The organism is Paraburkholderia gardini, from assembly GCF_907164575.1.
Taxonomy (GTDB): Bacteria; Pseudomonadota; Gammaproteobacteria; order Burkholderiales; family Burkholderiaceae; genus Paraburkholderia; species Paraburkholderia gardini.
The window spans coordinates 1-23,909 of record NZ_CAJQYY010000046.1; the positions used below are offsets into that span (position 1 = coordinate 1).

The following is a 23,909-nucleotide window of genomic DNA, read 5'->3' on the forward strand; positions in this document are numbered from 1 at the left end:
GCGGCCGGGCTCTAACCTTCCTGGGGGGGGTTCACAGGGCCCGGGCCCCGCGCCCGGCGGCCCCCCTGACCGGTAATGCGACGTCAGTTCTCTTCTTCCAGCCAGCACGTGCCGTGCTGCGCGAGCATCGCGCTCGACGCGGCCGGTCCCCATGTGCCAGCCGCGTACGGCTTGGGCGGCCTGTTCGCGCTGCTCCACTCGTTCAGGATAGGCTCGACCCAGCGCCATGCGGCTTCCTGTTCATCGCGGCGCACGAAAAGTGCGAGGCGACCGTTGATCACATCGAGCAGCAGACGTTGATACGCCTCCATCTGGCCTTCGCGGAAGAACTGGTCGAACGCGAGATCCAGATGGACGCTGGCGAGGTTCATGCCTTCGCCCGGCTGCTTCGCGAGGCAATACAGACGGATCGTTTCGTTCGGCTGCAGGCGGATCACGAGACGGTTCGCGCCCGGACGCAACGCGGGCGAACCCAGCGCCGAATGCGGCACCGGCCTGAAATTCACGACGATTTCCGCGACGCGGTCCGCCAGCCGCTTGCCGGTGCGCAGGAAAAACGGCACGCCGGCCCAGCGCCAGTTCTCGATTTCCACCTTGAGCGCGACGAACGTTTCCGTCGTGCTGTCCTTTTTCACACCGGGTTCGGTCGCGTATCCCGGCACCGGCGTTCCGCGAATCCCGCCCGCATGATACTGGCCGCGCACGGCAACCTTGCCGATATCGCGTTCGTCGACCGGTTTGAGCGCGCGCAGCACGCGCAGCTTCTCGTCGCGGACCGAGTCGGAATCCATCGAATGCGGCGGCTCCATCGCAACGATGGAAAGCAGTTGCAGCAAATGGTTCTGCACCATGTCGCGCAACGCGCCGGTGTTGTCGTAGAAGTCGCCGCGCGCCTCGACGCCCAGCTCTTCGGCGATCGTGATCTGGATGCTCTCGACCCATTCGCGGCGCCACAGCGGCTCGAAGAGCGCGTTACCGAAACGCAGCGCCAGCAGGTTCTGCACCGGTTCTTTGCCGAGGTAATGGTCGATGCGGTAGATCTGTTCTTCCGCGAAGATTTCGCCGACGGCATCGTTGATCGCGTTCGACGACTTCAGGTCGTAGCCAAGCGGCTTCTCGAGCACGATGCGGGCGTTTTCGTTCAGGCCGACCGAAGCGAGCGCGCGGCAGATCGGCACGAAGAGCGACGGGCCCGTCGCGAGATAGAACACGCGGATGCCGGGCAACCCGCTCACGGCATCGCGCAGCAGCGCGAAGTCCTCGGGCTTGCCGAGATCGAGCTTTACGTAATCGATGCGCTTGAGGAAGCTCGCCCATGCGGCTTCATCGAGGCCGTTCTTCGAGACGTGCGATTTAACGTTTTCGTTGACCCACTGCAGGTAACCGTCACGGTCTTCCGCGTGACGCGCGACCGCCACGATCCTGCCGCTTTCAGCCAGCATGCCGCCCGCACGGTGCGCTTCATACAGTGCCGGCAGGATTTTGCGCATCGACAGATCGCCGGTTCCGCCGAAGAGAACGAAGGTGAAACTTGAATCGGTTTGCATGAGTCTCCGTCGATGTCCTGGGGGCCGCCGGTGAGAAAAAAGGGCGGCCGTAGTCCGATAAAATTTTTTTTGACACTGAATTGTAGTTTAACTACAATCCAAATCAAGAGGTAACGCTAATTCGATAAAAAAAGCGTGCGCTGTCGAGAGAGATGCGCGTTTTCCCGAATGAGCGAAGCGTCCTTGCATGCTAACGGACATTGCGTTTCTGCATGGGCCGGCCGGGTTGACCGGGCGGCTTGCGGCAGCGGATGTCCGAAATCTTGCGCGGTCCGCCCTCGAGTCTGCAGCGCGCCACAGCGGGCAGGCAAAAATCAAAAGAGGAGACACTCAGTTGCATTCCGAACCACTCATCTTGTGAGCGTCCAGCGGCCGGATACCGGCGCGCCGGCGATGTATCTACACATCGGCTGCCCGACGTTCGACTGCCAGGTTTTGCCTGTTTGACCAAACCACCGCACCCTGTTTTTGCAGGGGCATTCGTTTTTTGTTCAGGTGTCTGGAGGAGATAAGCAATGAAATTTCGCGCGATCATGGGCGCTCTGTGCGCCGCAGGTCTGATGTGTGGCGTGTCGGCAGTTCAGGCAGCCGAGTCGATCGAAGTCCTGCACTGGTGGACCTCGGGCGGCGAATCGAAAGCCGTCGGCGTCCTGAAGGACGACATGACGAAGGAAGGTTACACGTGGAAGGACTTCGCGGTTGCTGGCGGCGCGGGTGCGGCTGCCATGACGGCACTCAAGACGCAGGTGATTTCGGGTAACGCGCCGAGCGCAGCCCAGATCAAGGGCCCGCTGATCCAGGAATGGGCAGCTCAGGGCGTGCTGGTGCCGATCGACGCGTCGGCTGGCGACTGGAAAAAGAACCTGCCGCCGGAAATCGACAAGATCATGCACGCTGACGGCCACTACGTTGCCGCACCGTTCTCGGTGCACCGCGTGAACTGGCTGTACATCAACAAGGCGGCACTGGACAAGGCAGGCGGCAAGGCGCCGACCACGTGGCCGGAGTTCTTCGCGCTCGCCGACAAGATGAAGGCCGCCGGCATCCAGCCGATCGCCATGGGTGGCCAGCCGTGGCAGGACCTGACGCTGTGGGAAGACGTCGTGCTGTCGCAAGGCTCGGACTTCTACAAGAAGGCACTCGTCGATCTCGACCAGAAGACGCTGACCTCGGACAAGATGCTTAACGTGTTCGACACGGTTCGCAAGATCCAGGGTTACTTCGACGCGGGCCGCACGGGCCGTGACTGGAACCTGGCAACGGCGATGGTCATCAACGGCAAGGCCGGCATGCAGTTCATGGGCGACTGGGCGAAGGGCGAATTCGCCAACGCCGGCAAGAAGTCGGGTGTCGATTACGTCTGCGCCGCTGTGCCGGGTACGGAAAAGTCGTACACGTTCAACGTCGACTCGTTCGTGTTCTTCCAGCAAAAGGGCCAGAAGTCGGCCACGCCGGGTCAGCTGGCACTCGCGAAGACAATCATGTCGCCGGCTTTCCAGGAGCAGTTCAGCCTGTACAAGGGTTCCATCCCGGTTCGCCTGGGCGTGTCGATGGACAAGTTCGACGACTGCGCGAAGAAGTCGTACGCGGATGAACAGGTTGCGATCAAGTCGGGCGGCTATGTGCCTTCGCTGGCACACGGCATGGCTCAACCGGACGCAGCAGCAGGCGCGATCTCGGACGTCGTGACGAAGTTCATGAACTCGCAGGAAGATTCGAAGACGGCAGTTGCAGCACTCGCGAAGGCAGCGAAGACGAAGTAATGCAGTGACGTGCCCGGCGCCTGTCCACGCAGGCGCCGGGTGCTTCAGCAGGTTCTTTCAGCAGCATCGCAGCACGTTGTTCGAGTGCCCTGAATGCTTCACCGAGAGTCACACCTTTGCCTGTCCGGTATCGCGCGTTTCATGCGTGACGTAACCGGCGGCATCGTTTCAGCAGGAGTCGAGTAGTGACTGCTTCTATCAGCGGAAACGGGAAGAAGACGGCTTCCGTCACCCGCCGCACGTCGCCGATGGCGGCGCTGGCCGATCGCTATATCCCGAAGCTGGTGCTTGCACCCAGCGTCCTGATCAGCCTTGTGTTCGTCTACGGTTTCATCCTGATTACCGGTTATCTGTCGCTGTCCAATTCGCGACTGATGCCAAACTACGATTTCGTCGGTCTCGACCGCTATCGTGAACTGTTCGAGAACGATGTGTTCTGGACGTCGGCGGCCAACCTCGGCTGGTTCGGCATTCCGTTTATCGGTGTCTGTATTGGCCTCGGTCTCTTCCTCGCCATCCTGCTCGATCAGCAGATCCGCAACGAAGGCGCGCTGCGCGCCGTGTTCCTGTACCCGATGGCGCTGTCGTTCATCGTGACCGGCACCGCGTGGCAATGGATCATGACGCCGAGCATCGGCCTCGAAAAGGTGTTCCACGACTGGGGCTGGACGAGCTTCTCGTTTGGCTGGCTGGGCGACCCCGACAAGGCGATTTTCTGCATCGTGGTGGCAGCCGTGTGGCAATCCACCGGTTTCGTGATGGCGCTGTTCCTCGCCGGTTTGCGCGGTGTGGATAGCGAAATCTTCAAGGCCGCGCAGATGGACGGCGCGGGCCTGCCCACCATCTACCGCAAGATCGTGATACCGAGCATGCGCCCGGTGTTTTTCTCCGTGCTGCTGATTCTCTGCCACATCACGATCAAGACGTTCGACCTCGTGGTCGCGTTGACGGCGGGTGGTCCGGGTACGTCTTCATCGTTGCCGGCTATTTTCATGTACACGTTTTCGTTCAATCGCGGGCAACTGGGTGTTGGCGCCGCATCGTCGATCATGATGCTTGCGGCCGTTGTAGCCGTGCTCGTGCCGCTGATGTATCTGGAATCGAGGAGCACGCGCAATGCAGCCTAAGATGACGATCAGCCGTGCCGTCATTTACGCGGCCCTGATTCTGTTTGCCCTGTACTTCCTGTTTCCGCTGTACGTGATGCTGTCGACGTCGTTCAAGGACATCGACCAGCTGCGCAGCGGCAACCTGCTCACGCCGCCCACGCACTGGACGATCGCTCCGTGGATCAAGGCATGGAGCGGCGCGTGTACCGGCGTGCGATGCGACGGCATGCAACCGTTCTTCATGAACTCCGTGCGCATGGTGATTCCGGCCGTGCTGATCTCGTCGATCATCGGCGCGTTCAACGGTTATGTGCTGACGCACTGGCGCTTCCGCGGCGCGGATCCGATCTTCACGATGCTGCTGGTCGGCTGTTTCATTCCGTTTCAGGCGATCCTGCTGCCGATGGCGCGTTTCGAGGGCATGCTCGGCCTGTCGAATACGACCACCGGTCTCGTGGTCGTTCACGTGATCTACGGTATCGCGTTCACGACGATGTTCTTCCGCAACTTCTACGTCAGCATTCCGGCTGAACTCGTGAAGGCGGCGCGCATTGACGGTGCGGGATTCTTCACGATCTTCACGAAGATCCTGATGCCGGTTTCGCTGCCGATCTTCATGGTCTGCCTGATCTGGCAATTCACGCAGATCTGGAATGACTTCCTGTTCGGTATCGTGTTCTCCGGTGTCGATTCGATGCCGATCACGGTGGCGCTGAACAACCTCGTGAATACGTCGACGGGCGTGAAGGAATACAACGTCGACATGGCCGGCGCGATTATCGCCGCGCTGCCCACGTTGCTGATCTACATCGTCGCCGGCCGCTATTTTGTGCGCGGTCTGACGGCAGGTGCGGTCAAGGGCTGATCAAGCCGACTCAATGCATGCTGCCGGCGCGTGTTTTCGCGGCGCGGGTGGCCCGAACAAGGCGTCCTGCCGGCGCAGAAAATAGTGACCGGCCGGCGGGATGCACAGGACGCAGTACAGAGACTAGAGGATTCACAGCATGGCAAGCCTTTCCATCCGTGACGTGTACAAGACCTACCCGAACGGGGTGCCGGTTCTGAAGGGTGTCGACATCGACATCGAAGACGGCCAGTTCCTGATTCTGGTAGGCGGCTCGGGCTGCGGGAAATCGACGCTGCTCAACATGATCGCCGGCCTCGAGACCGTGACGAAGGGCGAGATCCAGATCGACGGCAAGACGGTGAACAACCTGTCGCCGAAAGATCGCGACATCGCGATGGTGTTCCAGTCGTACGCGCTGTATCCGTCGATGACGGTGCGCGAGAACATTTCGTTCGGCCTGAACATCCGCAAGGTGCCGAAGGCCGAGCAGAAGCAGATCGTCGAGCGTGTCGCCAACACGCTGCAGATCACGCATCTGCTGGACCGCAAGCCGGGTCAACTGTCTGGCGGCCAGCGTCAACGTGTGGCGATGGGCCGTGCGCTGGCACGCGATCCGGTGATGTTCCTGTTCGACGAACCGCTGTCGAATCTCGACGCGAAGCTGCGTATCGAGATGCGCTCGGAAATCAAGCTGCTGCATCAACGTCTGGGTACGACGATCGTGTATGTGACGCACGACCAGATCGAGGCAATGACGCTGGGTGACCGGATCGCGGTGATGAAGGACGGCGTGGTGCAGCAGTTTGGCGCACCGCAGGACATTTACGATTCGCCTTCGAACCTGTTCGTTGCCGGCTTCATTGGCGCGCCGCCGATGAACTTCATTCAGGGCAAGCTGGTTGAAGTGGGTTCGGGTGTTGGCGTCGAGCTGGATACGGGTGTTTCGCGCGGCGTGCTGAATCTGCCGTTCGATTCGGGCAAGGTCAAATCGCACATTGGACGTGAAGTGATTCTGGGCCTGCGTCCTGAGCGTATTACCGACGCCCGCAGTGCGCATAACGTCGAAGGCGGCAAGCTGCAGCCGGTCGAAGTGAAGGTCGATGTGATCGAGCCTACCGGTCCGGATACCCTGGTGTTCGCGCAGGTCAACGGCAAGCGGATCGTCAGCCGTGTGCATCCGGCTTCGAACCCGCAGCCGCTGACTAATACGACTTTGCTGTTCGATGTTTCGAAGGCTGTTCTGTTCGATCCTTCGAACGAAGAACGGATCGCCTGATCTGCTAGCGGTCGCTGTTCGACGTTTTTCGCGAGAAGTGTGTGCAACCCCAATGCGTTTCAGGGCGCGTTGGGGTTTTTTGCTTCTTTGGCATGCGCAGTCGGATTTGAAGCCCGGGAGACGGATGAACTGCTGCCGGATGCTCCGGCCGACGGTGTGCCGTTGTTCAGCAGCGCAATGCTGTCGGCCGGCTGACTCGGCGGTAGTGAAGCCAGATACGCATGAATCAGCGAAATCTCGTCGTTCGACAGGATCTTCTCGCTAAAGATCGGCATCTGGCCTCCAGGATTGCGCACATAAATTTGCATCGCCGGGAGCGGGATGGGGTCGGGCGCCAGTGCGGGTCCCGTCGCGACACTGCCCTGCCCGAATATGCCGTGGCATTCGTAGCAGCCTTTCTGCATGAAGAGGGCGCGGCCTGCTTCGATATCGACACTCGAATCGGCATGCGACACGATCGGCCATGCACAGGCGACAGCCGCCGCGGCAATCGTTGCCATGCAGACGGTTAAACCGGAATGAGCTTTCATTGACGGGTTCGTTATCGTGGTTGGGTCAGCACATCCACCAGTGCAGGCTTGCCGGCTTTTACCTGCTCCATCGCACGCGCGAGCGCTGGACCAAGGTCAGCTGGATTCGATATCGGACCCTCCGCCCACATGCCCATGCTTTTCGCCATCGCTGCGTAATCGATCGGCGGATCATGAAGCACGGTACCAATGGTGCCCCTTTCAGGGTGCCGGTCCCTACGACTGGCCATCCGCTGGATGTGCATCGTTTCCTGATGCCATGCCCGGTTGTTATGCATCACCGTGAGTAATGGCACGCCATGATGGACAGCCGTCCAAAGCACGCCCGGCAGAACCATCAGATCGCCATCTGTCTGAATGCTGACTGCGATGCGTCCAGCGTCGCGATGCGCCAGGGCGGCGCCGACTGCGGCTGGCGCGCCGTAGCCGACGCCATAGCCGCCCCCTGACCCGATGAACTGATACGTTTTGGTGAAATCCCACAGCCGCTGCGGCCACATGCTGATCGGATTCGGCGGAGAAACCAGCGCCCAGTCCTCATGCCGGATAGCATTCCAGACTTCCTGAGACAGACGCGCGGTGCTGACAGGACTGCCGTCCCATGCCCGCGTCGCGGCTTCGCGCGCGTTGTTGCGCATCTTTTCGAATGCTTCACGCATTGGCTGTGCCCTCGCGCCAACGGCTTTGCGTTGCGCCGGCGTCATCGTCGTCAGCACGGCATCCAGCAGTCCGGGAAGCGACGCCTCCGCATCGGCTGCGACTGGCAGCGTGGGGGCGAAATAACGTTCCGCGTCCTGCATGTTTGCCTTGCCGTACAGATAAGCCGTCGAAATGCTGATGATCTTGACATCCCTTTTCGCTCGCGGCTTTGATGGTCGGCTAATGGTGTCGGGCACGCTTGTCGTCAATCCCCACACATCGCCGACTTCCAGCGCGAGGATGACGTCGGCTTCTCCGAGCAGTCTCCCCTGCAGCGAAGAATGATTAAGGTAGTGACTGGTCGGGAAGTTCATGCGCCCAAGCAGATCGATGACGGGTGCATTGAGCGACTCCGCGAGCTTGACGAGTGTGTCCATCGCCGCCTGCGTCCGGACGGCCCGATCGGCCACGATGACCGGCGCCTGCGCACTGCATATTAGCGAGGCTGCCGTGGCAAGCGCCTCGGGGCTTCCCACGGGCGGCGAGACCTCGCGTAACGGCGGCACACGGATATCGCGCGGATCGGCAACCGGCTGCTCCTGAAGCTCTGCATCCGCGACAATCAGCACGGGCTCCATGGGTGGCGTCACCGACATCGTGTAGGCCCGCATGAACGACTCGGCGTAATGCTGGAGCGACATGGGGTAGTCATCCCACTTCGTGTAGTCGCGCACGAGCGCGCCAAGATCCTGAGCCGTGTGATACCACTCCACGCCAGGACGACGTTTCGCGGCATCGGCAATGTTGCCTGCCAGCACCATCATCGGCACCCGGTCGCACCACGCGTTGTATATCGCCATCGAGGCGTGCTGCAAACCGACCGTGCTATGAACGAGACATGCCATCGGCTTGCCCGCGACCTTGGCGTAGCCATGCGCAATGGCAGCCGATGCTTCCTCGTGCGTACAAACGATCAGTTGCGGGCGCTTATCGCCAGCGTAATTGACAATCGATTCGTGAATGCCGCGGAAGGTCGACCCTGGCATCGCGGCGACATAGTCGATGCCAGCGATCCGGAGCAGGTCGACCATGAAGTCCGAGCCGGGGTTGCCGATGTGTGCCGCGTCGGCGGCGGGGGTTTCATCCAGCGAAGGCGCCTGCGTCTCGGCCGCGACGAGCGCTGGAGATGGCATACCGATCGTCTGCTTGCTGTCCGTCGCAGCAGGTTGTGCCGCGCTGGCGTTCGGCTTCACGAGCACAGCCGCCGTGCCAGTGACAAGCGCCTCTTTTAAAAACGTACGTCGACCAGTCATGCCGTTGTTTCCTTTTCTGTTCACGAAGCCGGCTCATGCACGCAGTGCGCGGCATCTGCATCGGCAGCGCCTCGACAAGTGTCATGACATGGGAAAGCGATAGTCTGAAAAGACTGGCGACACCGCGGTGTGGTACCACACACGCTGTGCCAACCCATTACCCGCCATCGACGCCGGTCAGTCGATATAACGCAGCCCCAGTTTCTCCAGCGGTTCACGCATTTGATACATGTCGAGCCCCAGTACGCCCGAGGCGAGCCTCGCGCGTTTTTGCGCTTCATTCGCCTCGCGTGCGTTCGCGTTCTCGAGCGTTTTCTCCGCCATCGCCTGGGGCACGACGACCACGCCATCCTGATCGGCGACGATGACATCGCCAGGCGTGACGAGAGCACCCGCGCATACCACCGGCACGTTCACCGAACCTAACGTCGCCTTGATGGTGCCCTTCGACGAGATCGCCTTGCTCCACACCGGAAAGTTCATTTCGGCGAGCACGCTTACGTCGCGTACGCCCGCATCGATGACCAGTCCGCGCGCGCCGCGCGCCTTGAAGCTGGTGGCGAGCAGGTCGCCAAAATAGCCGTCGGTGCAATCGGCGGTGACCGCGGCGACCACCAGGTCACCGGGTTGGATCTGTTCGGCGGCCACGTGCAGCATCCAGTTGTCGCCGGGATGCAATAGCACGGTGACGGCCGTGCCCGATGCGTTCGCACCGGGATAGATCGGCCGCATATATGGCTTGAGCAGACCGGTGCGGCCCATTGCTTCATGCACGGTAGCGCTGCCGAGCGCGCCGAGTGCGTCCGCGACGCGACTGTCCGCGCGCGTGATGCTGCGGTAAACGACTCCGAGTTCGTACATGATCAACGTCCTTGCGCAGTGAGAGCGGCGTGCAGCCGCGGATAGACGCGGCGCGCGTTACCTTCGTAAATCCTGAAACGCTGCTCCGGGTGCATGTCGGCGGCTTCGATGTAGCGTTTCGTGTCGTCGAAATAGTGCTGCGTGTATGGATCGATACCGCGCACCGCACCGATCATCTCGCTCGCGAACAGGATGTTGTCGACCGGAATGACTTCGGTAAGCAGATCGATGCCGGGCTGGTGATACACGCATGTATCGAAGAACACGTTGTTCAGCAGGTGGTCCTCCAGTGGCGGCTTTTTCATTTCCTGCGCGAGGCCGCGAAAACGTCCCCAGTGATAGGGCACCGCGCCGCCGCCGTGCGGAATGACGAAACGCAACGTGGGGAAATCATGGAAAAGATCCGACGTGAGGCACTGCATGAAAGCAGTCGTGTCGGCGTTCAGATAGTGCGCGCCGGTCGTGTGGAAACACGCGTTGCAACTCGTGCTCACGTGAATCATCGCGGGTACGTCGTACTCGACCATTTTTTCGTAGATCGGGTACCAGTAGCGATCGGATAGCGGCGGGCTTGTCCAGTGGCCGCCGGACGGATCGGGATTCAGATTGATCCCGACATTGCCGTACTGTTCGACGCATTTCACCAGTTCGGGAATGCATGTTGCCGTGTCGACCCCCGGACTCTGCGGCAGCATCGCCGCGGGAATGAAATTCCGCGGAAACAGCTGGCTCACGCGATAGCACAACTCGTTGCAGATCGCCGCCCAGGTGCTCGACACCTCGAAGTCGCCGATGTGATGCGCCATGAAGCTCGCACGTGGACTGAACACGGTGAGATCGAGCCCGCGTTCGTGCATCAGACGCAGCTGGTTGGTCTCGATCGATTCGCGCAGTTCGTCGTCACTGATCTTCAGTTCGGACGGCCCGGGCATGGCCGACGGCTGGCCGATCGCGGCGATCTGGCGGTTGCGCCAGGTCTCAAGCGTCCTGGGTGCGGTGGTGTAGTGCCCGTGGATGTCGATGATCATCGGTGACTCCTGGAAAGTCTGGCGCGTGCATCGGTCACGCGCCAACGTGTGGATGTGACGCGCTAGAACAGATGATCGATACCGATGGTGAACGCTGTCTGGCTGGACGTGCCGGCCGGGTTGAGCGTGCTGGCCACCGCGTGTTTGTAGGACGTGTAGTCGAATTCGCTGTAAAGCGTGGTGCGTTTGGACAGCAGATAGGCGAGCGAGAGCACGGACAGGCCCCGGCGGCTCGCCTTGTCGTTCGATACGGTGGTCTGGTAGTAGGCACCCCGGAAGACCATGACCGGGGTGATGGTCCACGAGAGGCCGCCAAAGCCGTTATTGGTTACCTGATGCGGCGCCGCCGGATTCTGCAGATCCTCGGACATGAAGCCGCCTGACAGACGTACCGGGCCGATTCTGTAGCCGGCGCCGACCATGTAATAACTGTCGCTGATATAGTTCGTGCCGGTCAGGATGTTGCGATGGCCATATACGCCACCGAGGCTGACCGGACCTTCACCGTAGCTCACGCCGACCGCGCGCGTGGATCCGCTGTTGAAATCTCCCGCGACGCCGCCGAACGAGTTGTCCGCTTCGAAAAGCAGCGGGCCGACGACGTTTTTGTATTTGGCGTCATTGTTGTTGCGCGTGCCGTCCGAGGCGGTCGTCAACGGAATGATCGGGGTGAAGTGGAAACCGAACGGATCGTAAATGCTGATGATGTCGTGCGCGATCGTGTACTGGCGACCGAGATCCAGCGAACCGTATTTCGTGTTGCCGACGCCGACGAAGGCCTGCCGGTTGAATTCCGTTCCGGTGGTGTTGTCGAACTGGCCGTTACCGAGGTTGAAACCGCTTTCCAGCAGGAAGTGCGCGTTCCAGCCATCGCCCAGGTCTTCCTTTGCGCGGAAATCGAGTTTGTTCGAACTGTAGTAGCCGTTCGAATTCATCGTCACCACCGTGCCGCCGCCTTTTGCCGCATTCGTCTGATAACGGACGCCGCCGTCCACCGTGCCGTATAGCTGGACGCTCGATTGCGCGTGCGCGGGCATTGCGCCCAGCGTGCCTGCCGCGGCCGACAGTCCAACCCCAATGGTTCTCCAAATCCTTATTTTCATAGTGTGTCTCCGATCTAATGTCGTATGTGTGAAACGACTGGCGATGGCAGAGCCTCGTCGTACGATTCGTATAACTAATAAAACTACTGCTTCCGGATCTGGCTGCCGGCTTTCTGCCAGGCCGGCGGCGTACGTTCATCCGTGCCGCCGGTCCTGGTTGCATATGTTGCTAGTTGCTCGCCTGGTTGAGGAGTGCGGACGGCGGGTCGACCGGTTTGAAGCCGGTTTGCAGTTCGCGGCGTAGCGCGACGCGGTCAAGTGCCTTTTCCCAGTTCGCTACCACGATGGTGGCGACGCTATTGCCAATAATGTTGACGAATACGAATCCGCTGGACAGTGCCTTATGAATGCCGAGAATCAGGGCGATCGATTCGACCGGAATCGTGTTTGATGCGGTAAGTGTCGCTGCCAGCACGGCAATCGCCGCACCGGACACCCCTGCCGCGCCCTTCGACGTGAGCAGCAATACGGCGAGCAGCACCAGCTGGTCGTGCCAGTTCATCGGCGTGTTGGTGGCCTGGGCGAGAAACACAGCGGCTGCGGCGAAATACAGGCAGGTGCCGTCGTGATTGAACGTGTACGCTGTCGGCAGAACCAGACCCACCACCGATTTTTCGCAGCCGAGCCGTTCGAGCTTGTCGATCAGTTGCGGGAAAACCGTTTCCGACGAACTCGTGCCGATCACGAGCAGCAACTCCGCGCCGATGTAGCGCATCAGACGCAGCAGGCTGAAGCCGTTGATTTTCGCTATCGGCCAGAGAATCAGCAGGATGAAGAGCGCGCAGGTCAGATAGAACTCGAGCACGAGTTTGCCGAGTGAGAGCAGCGTGCCGAAGCCGAACTTGCTGACCGTGAAGGCGATCGCGCCGAACGCGGCGAGCGGCGCGATCTTCATCGCGAGACCGATGATCCAGAAGAGCGAGCCCGACATTGCGTCGATCAGGTTCAACGCCGGCCGTGCACGCTCGCCGATGGCAGCGAGGCCGAATGCGAACAGCACCGAGAAGAACAGCACCTGCAGCACGTCGCCACCGGCGAACGCGCTGACCGCCGTGTGCGGAATCACATTCAGCAGGAATTCGCTCGTGGTGACGACGTGATGTGCTTTCGCAGCGTATGCCTCGACGGTGGCGGAGTGCACGCTGTGCATGTCCACGTTCATACCGACACCGGGCTTGAGCAGATTGATGACCACGAGGCCCAGCACCAGCGCAAGCGAGGTCACCACTTCAAAATAGAAGAGCGCCTTGATCGCCACGCGCCCCACCTTCCTGAAGTCGCTGATGCCCGCGATACCACTGCATACGGTGCAGAAGATGATCGGTCCAATCAGCATCTGGATGATGCGGATGAAGGCGTCGCCGACGGGCTGCAGATTGATGCCGAACTTCGGGAAGAAATAGCCCGTGACGATGCCCAATGCCATGCCGGCCAGCACCTGGAAGGACAGGTCGCGATAGAACGGCTGACGTGCCCTGGGTTTCATGTCGGCGGACTTGCCGGGCATGCTCATGATGTCTCCTTGTCAAGCGGCGGCGAACTCGGGTTCGCTTAAGTATCGTGAAACGGACGAACGCGGTATTAACGTGCAGCGTCGCCGAGAATGTCGAGGCTGTCGGCGAAGATTTCGTCGACAGTCAGCTTGCGCGGCAGCAGTTGCTGCTGCTCGCAGAACGCAAGGGTTTCTTCAAGCGGCCCGCGCAGTGCGTCATAACCGGACAGCAGCCCGTCCGGTTTGCCGGTGTTCTCCGCGGCGACCGTTGCCTTGCCACGGCACAGCAGGTCGTACACCGCACGCACGGCTTGTGGGTTCGAGCCGGCCAGCGCTTTCGTCACCACCACGACGTGATTGATCGGCACGTAACGATGAAGCGCGTACCATTCACGGTCGGCGGCGGCCGCATCGTCGATCAGCGGTTCGAGTCCCACCTCGTCCGGCAAATCGTTGCCGAGGATGACGGCGTCGAGATCGCCCGCGCGGAGCATCGGCAACAGTTGCTTGCCGGGTTCGGCACGATGCACGAAAGACGGATCGGCATACTCTTCCAGATGCGCACCTTCGATCGTCACCCATTCGATCTGTTCGAGCGGCACGCCGCAGGTTTGCCCCAGAATGGCGCGCACCCACATGCCGGTGGTCTGCGAGTAGGCGCGCACGCCGACTTTCCTGCCCGCGAGACTGCCGACGTCGAGTTTGCCGCGCGCGGCATTATAAATAATGCAGCCTTGCTGAAAGCGCGCGGCCACGACCGTCGGCAACAGCACGACCGGTTTGCCGTAGGCTTTCGCCTGCAGATACGTGACGATTGCCATTTCGCTGACGTCGTACGCCTGACGGCGTGCCATCGGCGCGAACGCGCGATGAATCGGCTCGATGTCTTCGAATACGAGTTCGACGGCGGGGGCGGTCAGCTCACCGGTTTTCAGCGCCTGTGTGTGCGGATAGGTTTTCAGCGCGGTCTTCAGGCGCAGCGGTTGCGTGGAGATGCTCACAATCGGGTTTTCCTGTTTCGTTCGAGGTGGGTGTATCAAGCGGCGAGCGCTGGATAAACCGTGCGCGCAGTACCGCCGAAGATCGCTTCGCGTGCATCGACGGGCAGCATCGACAGGCTTTCGCGGGCATCGGCGAGCAGTTGCGGCAGTGCGCCTTCAGCAGCCGGGAAATTCGAACCCCACGCAATGCGATGTGCGCCGAAGGCGTCGAGTACGCGCGGAAAGAACGCGGTGGGCGTCGAGGCACCGCGAGCGGCTTCGGCAATTGTGCGGTTCGTGAGCTTCAGATACACGCCCTGATGCGACGCGAGGCTGAAGAGCGGTGCGGCTGCTTCGTACGGCGGGCCGCCAGCGAGTTCGGGACGTGCGAGGTGATCGAGCAGCACCCGGATGTCAGGAAAGCGCGCGAGCATGTTCAGGAGCGCGGGAATGCCTTGCGAGGTCATCTGCAGGCAGATCGACACGTTGTGGCGCTGCGCGTATTCCCACACCGGGAAAGAGCGCTCGTCGTCGAGCCAGCCAGCCTGGCCAGGCATCGTGCTGCCGGTCGTGAAAAGGCGCAGCCCGGAGAGGCCCGCGTCCAGCCAGCGCTGCATCTGCGTGATGGCGTCGCCTGCCAGCACGTCGATCGAGAATACGCCCGCGAAGCGATCAGAATGGCTGCGCACCGCTTCGACCACATAACTATTATCGTTGCCGTACACCGTCGAGGCTTGCACGACCACTGCGCGGTCGATGCCGGCTTCGTCCATCGACGCCAGCAGTCCTTCAAAGCTGACAGGGCGCTTCGCCGACCATTCCGACTGATGGCCGCCGACCGGTGCGAGCGGATAGCGTTGTTTATCCGGGGAAATTGCGTGAGTGTGCGTGTCGATGACGATGGACATGAAGCTGCTCCTGACTGGAAACTTTTCGATGGAATGGGCGTTACTGTAAGTGCGATGTAGTCGAAGTCCTCAATATGAAGTGAACCATGAGGCATAAATTCTAGTTAAGCTAAGGGTTTTCACATGGCGGTTCTGGAGGATCGATGGGTGTAGGCGGGCATACGTCATCGGGTGATGACCTGACGCGATTAAGGCGTCTGTTCCTGTTCGACGCGGTGTGCGAGGCTGGCGGAATCGGCCAGGCAGCGGTCCGCGCGGGGCGTACGCAGCCTGCGGTGAGCCTCGCCATCAGCAAGCTGGAAGCGAGCTTCGGCGGTCAGCTGTTCGAGCGTGGCTTCGGCGGAAGCGAACTGACGGCGGAGGGCGTGATCCTGCAACGTCGTGTTCGTCGCATGCTTGACCAGATGGAGCGGGCCGTAGCGAATGTGGTCGGGCATTCCACCCCCGGAGAGGCGAACGCAAGCAAAATCTGTCTGCATCTGACCGACACGCAGGTGCGCTGCCACATCGCGATAGCGAATACGGGATCGGCGGCCGAGGCCGCCCAGTTACTGGGCATTTCGCAGCCCGCAGTGCATCGGGCGGCGCGACAGATCGAGCAAAATGTCGGTGTGTCGCTTTACCGGCGGCGTGTGCATAGTGTGTCGGCAAACCCCGCAGGCATCGAATTCGCGCGTTGCCTGAGTCTGGCGCTTCACGAGATCGCGCAGGCAAGTGAAGATCTGGCGTACGCCCGCGGGCAACTCATCGGAAAAGTGGCGATCGGCGTCTTGCCGTTGCTGCCGCCACGCCTCGTCGCGCGTGCCATTCAGCGCCTGCGCGAGCGTTATCCCGCCGCGCGCATCACCGTCGACGAAGGCTCCCATGCGCGTCTCCTGCGCGAATTACGTTCCGGTGCGATCGATATCATCATCGGTGGGCTGCGCGAGCCCCGCCTCACGGGGGCCGTGCAGGAGATGGAGCTGTTCGCCGACCCTTATGTGGTGGCCGTCCGCAAGGGACATCGACTGGCCAGACAGAAAACCATCGCGGCCCATGACCTTGCCGATTACGACTGGGTCGTGCCACAGCGCAATGTGCCGCGTCGCTCGGTGATCGATTCGATCTTCGCCCGCTTGCCGGTCAAGCCGCCGCTGGTGGTCGAAACGAGTTCGCTTGCGATGATGATGGCGATGCTGATCGAAAGCGACTGCATTACGCTGTTATCGCGCTCGCAGATTCGCGAGGCTTACCCGGGTAGCGAGATGGTCGCGCTGGAACTGGAGATGCCCGAAGCACGCAGAGCCGTTGGATTTACTGTGCGTACCGACTGGTTAGGCACGGCAATACAACAGGCATTCGTCGGGCATCTGCGTGAAGAATGTGAGACTCGCGTCTGGTGACGCGTTGACCATTCGGCGCTCCCCCTTCTGGTGATGAAGTAGGGGAGGCGACTGGATGGGAAAAGCCCACCCGCTGCGACGCTGGCGTAGCGAACGTCGGCCTCAGGGGCGCGACGGAGCCGGCATGGCAGAACGGGATATCTGGCGGGTGGCGTCGCAGGTCCAATATGAGCCGCATCTGCGCTATAACCCCGCGGCTGGGCGGCAGAGTCGCTCCTGGACAGTACGGGGGCGTTCGCCCGTGTCTTGCGCGACAACATGGCGGTCGAGGCGAGCAATGCGGCAATGATAATGAAATGCCAAAGCGGCTTCGTGACGAACTTCAGGCCGATACTATAAATCGGCAAATCGGCCATGGCGCATTTGGCCCGAACTGCTATCTTCAATGGAAGTCGTTCGTACCTCGTCAACGATGCCTGTACCGGCACGATGCTAACGGAGAAAGACCGCGAGAAATTTGCGAAGCGCGTTTCCGACTATCTGGAACAAGGCCGACTCCATCAACTCTATGATCGACCGAGACTCGCCGTCGAGCCAGAATTTTTGGGCATGGTCAAAGCGGATCTGAGCGAGGAGGCACGTCGATTGATATTCGAACAAATTGGCGAGGACCTGTCGACGCTCAATGTTCAAGAACTCGAGGCACACATGCGGCGACACTGACCGGTTGCCTTCACCTCCAGTGCCATACTCAACAACCCGGCTCGGAGACGATATTTTATTGCCGCCGCGAGACCTGGGTACTGGATCCGGATCTGCGCGATTCCTCGGCATCACGGAACCAGCGTTCTGCACGAGATCGCCCGGCAACCCACGAGTGGGACCGCGGCGTGTGGAACTCACGATCGATGAACCGACGCCCCCATTCAATCCCGTCTCTAGTTGCCTCCTCTTCAGTCAGCCACTCCGGCTGAACGGTCATCGGAAGAGTATGGACGACCGTACCCGCGCCGCGGCTCACAGTCACACTTGCGATCCAGGCGCCGAACTCGTTAGGCTCAGGTCGCACAACGATCTCAAACTCGCCGCAAGAAACAGTGCATGCTGGCATCGTTTTCTCCTTTCGCGCCTTCACGATCGACACGCGGTCCGCATCCGGTGTGCGTGTGTTTCCCGCGAAGCCATGATGCAGCAATTCCGTCACCCCGACAGCAGGATATTCAGACGAAACGACGAACGGCCGGGTGTATTTTGCCGATAGCTAACATCGGAGAAATCGCCGTTCACATAACCATGACTTGTTCGTAGACTTTCAGGCAGGATTTGACGTCTTCGATAGAGCGACATTCGTCGTCTGAGCGGATGCACATGGGAAGCGCCAGGCGGGAGGTGTTATGTCACCCAATGTGCATGAGGGGCTGGAAATGCAGGAATTCGATTTCTACATTAACCTGAAAAAACCGACACTCGGGCTCTATGTGCGCAAGGGGGCTGGTCTGCCCGATCTCGTTGACAAAAGCGACTGGCAATTCGAGGGGCAGGTGCGGCAAAGCGATCTGACGCCAGAACTTCTGAAGGGGCTCGAGGCCAATGGCCACGCATTCCAGGAGTTGGGTGCGTGACACTTGATGCAGGGTTCGCTATGCCCATCATGCTCTGGTGCTACGCGTAGCGAGGAAGATGATGCGTGTGCTTCGTCACCGGTCCGCTCCTGCATAAGCAGTCACGGGCGGCGGGTCTGGAGTATTCGCAAATCACGCGAATGCATTCTGTAACCTTTGAAAGAAGGCCAGATGCTTTAACTGATAAAGGTGACTCCACGATGCCCGCCCTTTGCGAAATCTGTAACGCCCGTCCGGCTGTCGCCCGTGTGACCGTTGTGCAGAACGGCGAGCGGAAGTCTTTATCGATCTGCGACTACGACTATCGGCAGTTGATGCGGCACCAAAGCATGGTCAATCCGTTCGATTCCCTGCTGGGAGGCGGCCTGTCGCGCTTCTTCGGCGGCATGGGGGGCGAAGCCGCGGATGAAGACGAAGCAGCAGGTTTCGCCGCCGAATTGCCGCGTGAATCGGTCGATGCAACCGACGCGTTCAGCGAACAGACACTTGAATTGCTGCAGCGTGCCGCGGAGAAGGCGCACGAGCTTCGCCGCAACGAACTCGACACCGAGCATCTGCTTTACGTACTCGCCGACACCGACGTGTGTGCCGCGCTCCTGAAGGAACTCAAGCTCTCGCCGCAAGACATCAAGGGATATATCGACCAGCATGCGCGAACGGGAACCGCCGATCCCGACGCGCCGATCGAGAAGATGACCATCTCGCCGCGCCTGAAAAAGGCGTTTCAATACGCGTTCCAGGCGTCTCGCGATCTGGGGCATTCATACGTTGGCCCGGAGCATCTGCTCATCGGGCTTTCGGCCGTGCCGGACAGTATCGCGGGCACACTGCTCAAGAAGTATGGCGTGACGCCGGAGGCGTTGCGGCAGAAGGTCGTGAAAGTCGTGGGTAAAGGCGCGGAGGACGGTCGCGTCGATACGCCGAGCGGCACGCCCACGCTCGACAAGTTTGGGCGCGACCTGACGGTCATGGCGCGTCAGGGCAAGCTCGACCCGGTGCTCGGTCGCGCGCAGGAGATCGAGAGCACGATCGAGGTGCTCGCGCGGCGCAAGAAGAACAATCCCGTGCTGATCGGCGAGCCGGGTGTCGGCAAGACCGCGATCGTCGAAGGGCTGGCACAGCGCATCATCAATGGCGACGTGCCTGAAGTTCTGCGCGGCAAGCGGCTCGTCGAAGTCAACATCAACTCGATGGTGGCAGGCGCGAAATATCGCGGCGAATTCGAGGAGCGGGCAAAGCAGTTGATCGACGAGGTCACGGCGAAGCAGGACGAACTGATCCTCTTCATCGACGAGCTGCACACGATCGTGGGCGCGGGACAAGGCGGCGGAGAAGGCGGCCTCGATATCGCGAACGTGCTCAAGCCTGCGCTCGCGCGTGGCGAGCTTAGCCTGATCGGTGCGACGACCCTCAACGAATATCAGAAGTACATCGAAAAAGATGCCGCGCTCGAGCGGCGCTTTCAGCCTGTGCTGGTGCCGGAGCCGACGGTCGAGCAGACCATCGTCATCCTGCGCGGCCTGCGCGACAAGCTTGAGGCGCACCACCAGGTGACGTTCGCCGACGAGGCGTTCGTTGCCGCCGCCGAACTCTCGGATCGCTACATTACATCGCGCTTTTTGCCCGACAAGGCCATCGACCTGATTGACCAGGCGGCGGCACGCGTGCGCATCGGCGCGACCTCGCGTCCGGCGGCTATCCAGGAGCTCGAAGCCGAAATCGCCCAGCTCAGGCGCGAGCAGGACTACGCATCCTCGCGCAAGCGCTTCGACGAGGCGAAAGCGTTCGAGCAACGTATTGGCGAGAAGCAGGAGAAACTCGACGAGCAGGTCGAGGCATGGCAGCGCAAGACCGGCTCGGAAACGCTCGAAGTGACCGTGCAGTCGATCGCCGAAGTGGTGTCGCGTCTTACCGGCATTCCGGTCACGGAGCTCACGCAGGAAGAGCGCCAGAAGCTGCTGGATATGGAGAAGAAGCTGCGCGAACGCGTGATCGGCCAGGACGACGCGGTGATTGCCGTGAGCGACGCAGTGCGTCTGTCACGCGCGGGCCTCGGCCAGGCGAACCGGCCGATCGCGACGTTCCTGTTCCTTGGGCCCACCGGCGTCGGTAAGACCGAACTCGCGAAGGCGCTGGCAGAAACGGTGTTCGGCGATGAGCAGGCGGTCATCCGTATCGACATGTCCGAATACATGGAGCGTCACGCGGTCGCGCGGCTGATCGGCGCGCCTCCGGGTTACGTCGGTTACGACGAGGGCGGGCAACTCACCGAGCGCGTCCGGCGGCGGCCATATAGCGTGATCCTGCTCGACGAGATCGAGAAGGCCCACCCCGACGTCAACAACGTGCTGCTGCAGGTGTTCGACGACGGGCGGCTGACCGACGGCAAGGGTCGTGTCGTGGACTTCAGCAACACGATCATCATTGCGACGAGCAATCTCGGCGCATCGATCATCATGGACAACCTCGAGAAACCCGAGGCGGATCGGCTGACCGAGAAAGCGATCCGCGAGGAATTGATGGGGGTGCTCAAAGGCCACTTCCGTCCCGAATTCCTGAACCGGATCGACGAGATCATCGTCTTCCACGGGCTCTCCCGCGACAACATCCGCTCGATCGTGCAGATCCAGCTCGAACGGGTGGTGCGCACCGCCGCCGCGCAGGATATTACCCTCAAGATAGGCGAACCGGTTATCGATCATCTTGCCGAGGCCGGCTATCGACCGGAGTTCGGTGCACGCGAGCTGAAGCGCCAGATTCGCCAGGAACTGGAAACGCGGCTCGCGAAGGAGATTCTCAGTGACGCCCTGAAGTCGGGCGACAGCGTTGAAGTCAGCTATGACAAGGAAAGCGGCGAAGTGACGTTCAGCAAAAGCGAGGCACCTCCTGCTCCCAGGGCGACAGGCGGGAAGGGGAGCGGACGTGCGAAGAAAAAGCCGTCGAAGGAAGTCGGCAGCCCCGAACCCACTGAAATCGCCGCCCCGAAGGAATGAGACGCGTAACAAGCTGGAAGAAGCCGCTGCGTCACTGCGGACGAGGTGCGGGCTCGCGGCCTGGGCGATACAGGGAGTGTCACTACTGTACTTGTACTGTGCATGTCCGCCGCCGTTCGATCTGTACCCTTCACGGCGCATTGGCCCAATTAGACTAAAACGGTATTCAGGCCTTACGCCGTGATGCGGCATAACCCAGGCAAGGCAGCCTCCAGGTTTCCTGGAGCAGTTCATGGAGTCTCATATGACCACGCGACGCGAAGTTCCGGGAATCCGGCCGTATGACGCACCCGCTGGCGGGTGGGGAGCGCTTCGGGCGACAGCTCAGGCGGTGCGCACACAAATGGAAAGCATCGAGGCGCCGATCGCGCTGCTGCGGACCAATCAGCCCGACGGCTTCGATTGTCCGGGTTGCGCATGGCCGGACAAGGAGCACAAGTCGACGTTCCAGTTCTGCGAAAACGGTGCCAAAGCGGTCACCTGGGAAGCGACGACGAAGCGGGTAACGCCGGCGTTTTTCGAAAACAACACAGTGTCGTCGCTGCTGCAACGCTCGGATTTCGAACTGGAGGATCTCGGCCGGCTCACGCATCCGCTCGTCTACGATCGCGCCACGGACAAGTTCCGGGCGGTCGAATGGGAGGATGCATTCGCTCGCATCGGTGAAGTGCTGCGCGGGTTGTCCTCTCCCGACGAGGCCGAGTTCTATACCTCAGGCCGGGCGTCGAACGAGGCCGCCTACCTCTTTCAACTGTTCGCACGGGAGTATGGGACGAACAATTTCCCCGACTGCTCGAACATGTGTCACGAGCCGACCAGCGTTGGCCTGCCCCAGTCGATCGGGATCGGCAAGGGCACGGTATCGCTGGATGATTTCGACAAGACCGAACTCATCCTCTCGATCGGTCACAATCCCGGCACGAATCACCCGCGCATGATGGGGACGCTCCACGAATGCTCGCGGCGCAATGTTCCGATCATCGTGTTCAATCCGTTGCGCGAGCGCGCACTCGAGCGCTTCGCCGATCCGCAGAGCGTCATCGAAATGGCGACGTTCGGATCGACCCGGATCGCGTCGACCTATTTTCAGCTCGACGCCGGCGGAGACGCAGCCGCCCTCAAAGGCGTCATGAAAGCGCTCCTCACGATGGACGCGGAACAGGGTCATACCGTCCTCGACCACGCGTTCATTGCCACGCATACCCAGGGGTTCGAGGCGTTCGCCGCCGATCTGGAAGCGACGTCATGGGACGATATCGAAAAGGCAAGCGGACTCACCCGCGAAGATCTCGATGAGGTTGCCGTTGCCTACGCAAAATCGAACGCGACGATCGTCACGTACGGCATGGGCGTTACCCAGCATAACAAGGGGACTGCCAATGTCCGTCTGATTGCGGATCTGCTGTTATTGCGCGGCAACATCGGCAAGCCTGGCGCAGGCATCTGTCCTTTGCGCGGGCATTCGAACGTGCAGGGGAACCGCACGGTTGGCATTACGGAAAAACCGTCCGCCACCTTCCTCAAGCAGATCGAAGATGTGTTCGGCTTCACGCCGCCCGCGGCACACGGGCACGATGCGGTCCAGGCGATGCAGGCGATGATCGCCGGCACAGCCAGGGCCCTGATTTGCCTGGGTGGAAACTTCGCGGTTGCGTTACCCGATTCCGGGCAGTCCTTTCCCGCGATGAGCAGGCTCGATCTGAGCGTCCACCTCGGTACCAAGCTCAATCGTTCGCATCTGCTAGTGGCAAAAGAAACCTACGTGCTGCCGGTTATTGGGCGCACGGAACTCGATATCCAGGCGACCGGGCGGCAATCCATTACGGTCGAGGATTCCATGTCGATGGTCCACGCCTCTTCGGGCAAGCTGACGCCTGCGTCCGAACACCTGCTATCCGAGCCGGCGATCATCGCCGGTATCGCGAGAGCAACGTTGCCGGCCAGCAAGGTGGCATGGTCGGACCTGGTTGCCGACTACGACAGGATTCGCGACCTGATCGAGCAAACCGTGCAGGGATTCGAGGCATTCAACGCACGAATCAGGGTGCCGGGAGGATTCCGTATGCCACTTCCCCCGACCGAACGCGTGTGGCCCACACCGTCGGGCAAAGCGATGTTCTCGGTGTACGGTGGCGTAAAGGAAGACGCGGACGTGCTGGGCGCTGAGAATGTGCTGCGTCTCATCACGATCCGCAGCCACGACCAGTACAACACCACCATCTATGCGATGGACGATCGCTACCGGGGCGTGTTCGGCCGGCGTGACGTGCTGTTCATGAACGAGGACGATCTTGCCGCCCGGGGACTCGAACATGGCGATCTGGTCGACATCGAAACCATTTCGGCGGGCAGACAGCTTCGCCTGAAGCAGATCACCGCGATCGCCTACGACATCGCGCCGGGCTCAGTGGCGGCCTATTATCCGGAAGCCAACGTGCTGGTGCCACTCGACTTCATTGACAAGGAGAGCGGGACGCCTTCGTACAAGTCTGTTCCTGTTCGTGTCGTGCGCTCGGCAGAAGCCTGAGTGGCATCGAGCCTGACGTGTCGATCAACCGGACGTGCACGTCCGGTTG

At 60.9% G+C, this 23,909-nt stretch carries 19 protein-coding genes; 9 read left to right on the forward strand and 10 right to left on the reverse strand.

Annotated elements, in window-relative coordinates; translation table 11 throughout:
* Window positions 1-83: 83 nt before the first annotated feature.
* Window positions 84-1,547: a glucose-6-phosphate dehydrogenase gene (gene zwf, locus LPA34_RS25900; RefSeq protein WP_228983797.1), complete on the reverse strand. Its 1,464-nt coding sequence runs from the start codon at window positions 1,545-1,547 to the stop codon at window positions 84-86.
* Window positions 1,548-2,062: 515 nt separating this feature from the next.
* On the opposite strand from zwf, the gene LPA34_RS25905 reads away from it, so the two are divergent.
* The 4 genes from LPA34_RS25905 (at window position 2,063) to LPA34_RS25920 (ending at window position 6,542) form a co-directional block, all read left to right on the forward strand.
* Complete coding sequence (locus LPA34_RS25905) at window positions 2,063-3,310, forward strand: ABC transporter substrate-binding protein (protein ID WP_228983799.1); 1,248 nt, start codon at window positions 2,063-2,065, stop codon at window positions 3,308-3,310.
* Window positions 3,311-3,495: 185 nt separating this feature from the next.
* The gene (locus LPA34_RS25910) at window positions 3,496-4,437 is read left to right on the forward strand and encodes a carbohydrate ABC transporter permease (protein WP_411179036.1); all 942 of its coding nucleotides are present in this window, start codon (window positions 3,496-3,498) and stop codon (window positions 4,435-4,437) included.
* The gene (locus tag LPA34_RS25915; protein WP_228983801.1) at window positions 4,427-5,284 is read left to right on the forward strand and encodes a carbohydrate ABC transporter permease; all 858 of its coding nucleotides are present in this window, start codon (window positions 4,427-4,429) and stop codon (window positions 5,282-5,284) included. Before LPA34_RS25910 ends, LPA34_RS25915 begins: the two co-directional genes overlap by 11 nt.
* A gap of 139 nt (window positions 5,285-5,423) precedes the next feature.
* Complete coding sequence (locus LPA34_RS25920; RefSeq protein WP_228983804.1) at window positions 5,424-6,542, forward strand: ABC transporter ATP-binding protein; 1,119 nt, start codon at window positions 5,424-5,426, stop codon at window positions 6,540-6,542.
* Between the two features lie 59 nt (window positions 6,543-6,601).
* On the opposite strand, the gene LPA34_RS25925 is transcribed toward LPA34_RS25920, so the two are convergent.
* The 8 genes from LPA34_RS25925 to LPA34_RS25960 all read right to left on the reverse strand — a co-directional run bounded on the left by LPA34_RS25925 (window position 6,602) and on the right by LPA34_RS25960 (window position 15,396).
* Window positions 6,602-7,072, reverse strand: a complete 471-nt coding sequence (locus LPA34_RS25925) for a c-type cytochrome (RefSeq protein WP_228983806.1) — start codon at window positions 7,070-7,072, stop codon at window positions 6,602-6,604.
* An 11-nt stretch (window positions 7,073-7,083) separates the two neighbouring features.
* A complete protein-coding gene (locus LPA34_RS25930) occupies window positions 7,084-9,024 on the reverse strand; it encodes a thiamine pyrophosphate-binding protein (protein ID WP_228983808.1) in 1,941 nt (646 codons plus the stop codon).
* Between the two features lie 177 nt (window positions 9,025-9,201).
* Window positions 9,202-9,885: a 4-carboxy-4-hydroxy-2-oxoadipate aldolase/oxaloacetate decarboxylase gene (ligK, locus tag LPA34_RS25935; RefSeq protein ID WP_228983809.1), complete on the reverse strand. Its 684-nt coding sequence runs from the start codon at window positions 9,883-9,885 to the stop codon at window positions 9,202-9,204.
* Window positions 9,886-9,887: 2 nt separating this feature from the next.
* Complete coding sequence (locus LPA34_RS25940; protein ID WP_228983810.1) at window positions 9,888-10,913, reverse strand: amidohydrolase family protein; 1,026 nt, start codon at window positions 10,911-10,913, stop codon at window positions 9,888-9,890.
* Window positions 10,914-10,975: 62 nt separating this feature from the next.
* Window positions 10,976-12,016: a porin gene (locus LPA34_RS25945; protein WP_228983811.1), complete on the reverse strand. Its 1,041-nt coding sequence runs from the start codon at window positions 12,014-12,016 to the stop codon at window positions 10,976-10,978.
* Between the two features lie 169 nt (window positions 12,017-12,185).
* Window positions 12,186-13,529 (reverse strand): C4-dicarboxylate transporter DctA, encoded by a 1,344-nt coding sequence (gene dctA / locus LPA34_RS25950; protein WP_228983812.1) that lies wholly within the window; start codon window positions 13,527-13,529, stop codon window positions 12,186-12,188.
* 68 nt (window positions 13,530-13,597) lie between these two features.
* A complete protein-coding gene (locus LPA34_RS25955; protein WP_228983813.1) occupies window positions 13,598-14,509 on the reverse strand; it encodes a substrate-binding domain-containing protein in 912 nt (303 codons plus the stop codon).
* A gap of 35 nt (window positions 14,510-14,544) precedes the next feature.
* A complete protein-coding gene (locus LPA34_RS25960) occupies window positions 14,545-15,396 on the reverse strand; it encodes an amidohydrolase family protein (protein WP_228983814.1) in 852 nt (283 codons plus the stop codon).
* 143 nt (window positions 15,397-15,539) lie between these two features.
* Between LPA34_RS25960 and LPA34_RS25965 the strand changes: the two genes are divergently transcribed.
* The gene (locus LPA34_RS25965; RefSeq protein ID WP_228983816.1) at window positions 15,540-16,778 is read left to right on the forward strand and encodes a LysR family transcriptional regulator; all 1,239 of its coding nucleotides are present in this window, start codon (window positions 15,540-15,542) and stop codon (window positions 16,776-16,778) included.
* A 354-nt stretch (window positions 16,779-17,132) separates the two neighbouring features.
* Window positions 17,133-17,441, forward strand: a complete 309-nt coding sequence (locus tag LPA34_RS25970; RefSeq protein WP_228983817.1) for a host attachment protein — start codon at window positions 17,133-17,135, stop codon at window positions 17,439-17,441.
* Between the two features lie 55 nt (window positions 17,442-17,496).
* Here the strand turns inward: LPA34_RS25970 and LPA34_RS27020 are convergent, their stop codons facing one another.
* Entirely contained in the window at window positions 17,497-17,829 is a 333-nt protein-coding gene (locus tag LPA34_RS27020; protein ID WP_324251782.1) for a DUF6566 family protein, read from the reverse strand.
* Between the two features lie 313 nt (window positions 17,830-18,142).
* On the opposite strand from LPA34_RS27020, the gene LPA34_RS25975 reads away from it, so the two are divergent.
* The 3 genes from LPA34_RS25975 (at window position 18,143) to LPA34_RS25985 (ending at window position 23,860) form a co-directional block, all read left to right on the forward strand.
* The gene (locus LPA34_RS25975; protein WP_228983825.1) at window positions 18,143-18,340 is read left to right on the forward strand and encodes a hypothetical protein; all 198 of its coding nucleotides are present in this window, start codon (window positions 18,143-18,145) and stop codon (window positions 18,338-18,340) included.
* A 200-nt stretch (window positions 18,341-18,540) separates the two neighbouring features.
* Window positions 18,541-21,333 (forward strand): ATP-dependent Clp protease ATP-binding subunit, encoded by a 2,793-nt coding sequence (locus LPA34_RS25980; protein ID WP_228983819.1) that lies wholly within the window; start codon window positions 18,541-18,543, stop codon window positions 21,331-21,333.
* A gap of 244 nt (window positions 21,334-21,577) precedes the next feature.
* The gene (locus LPA34_RS25985; protein WP_228983821.1) at window positions 21,578-23,860 is read left to right on the forward strand and encodes an FdhF/YdeP family oxidoreductase; all 2,283 of its coding nucleotides are present in this window, start codon (window positions 21,578-21,580) and stop codon (window positions 23,858-23,860) included.
* Window positions 23,861-23,909 lie beyond the last annotated feature (49 nt).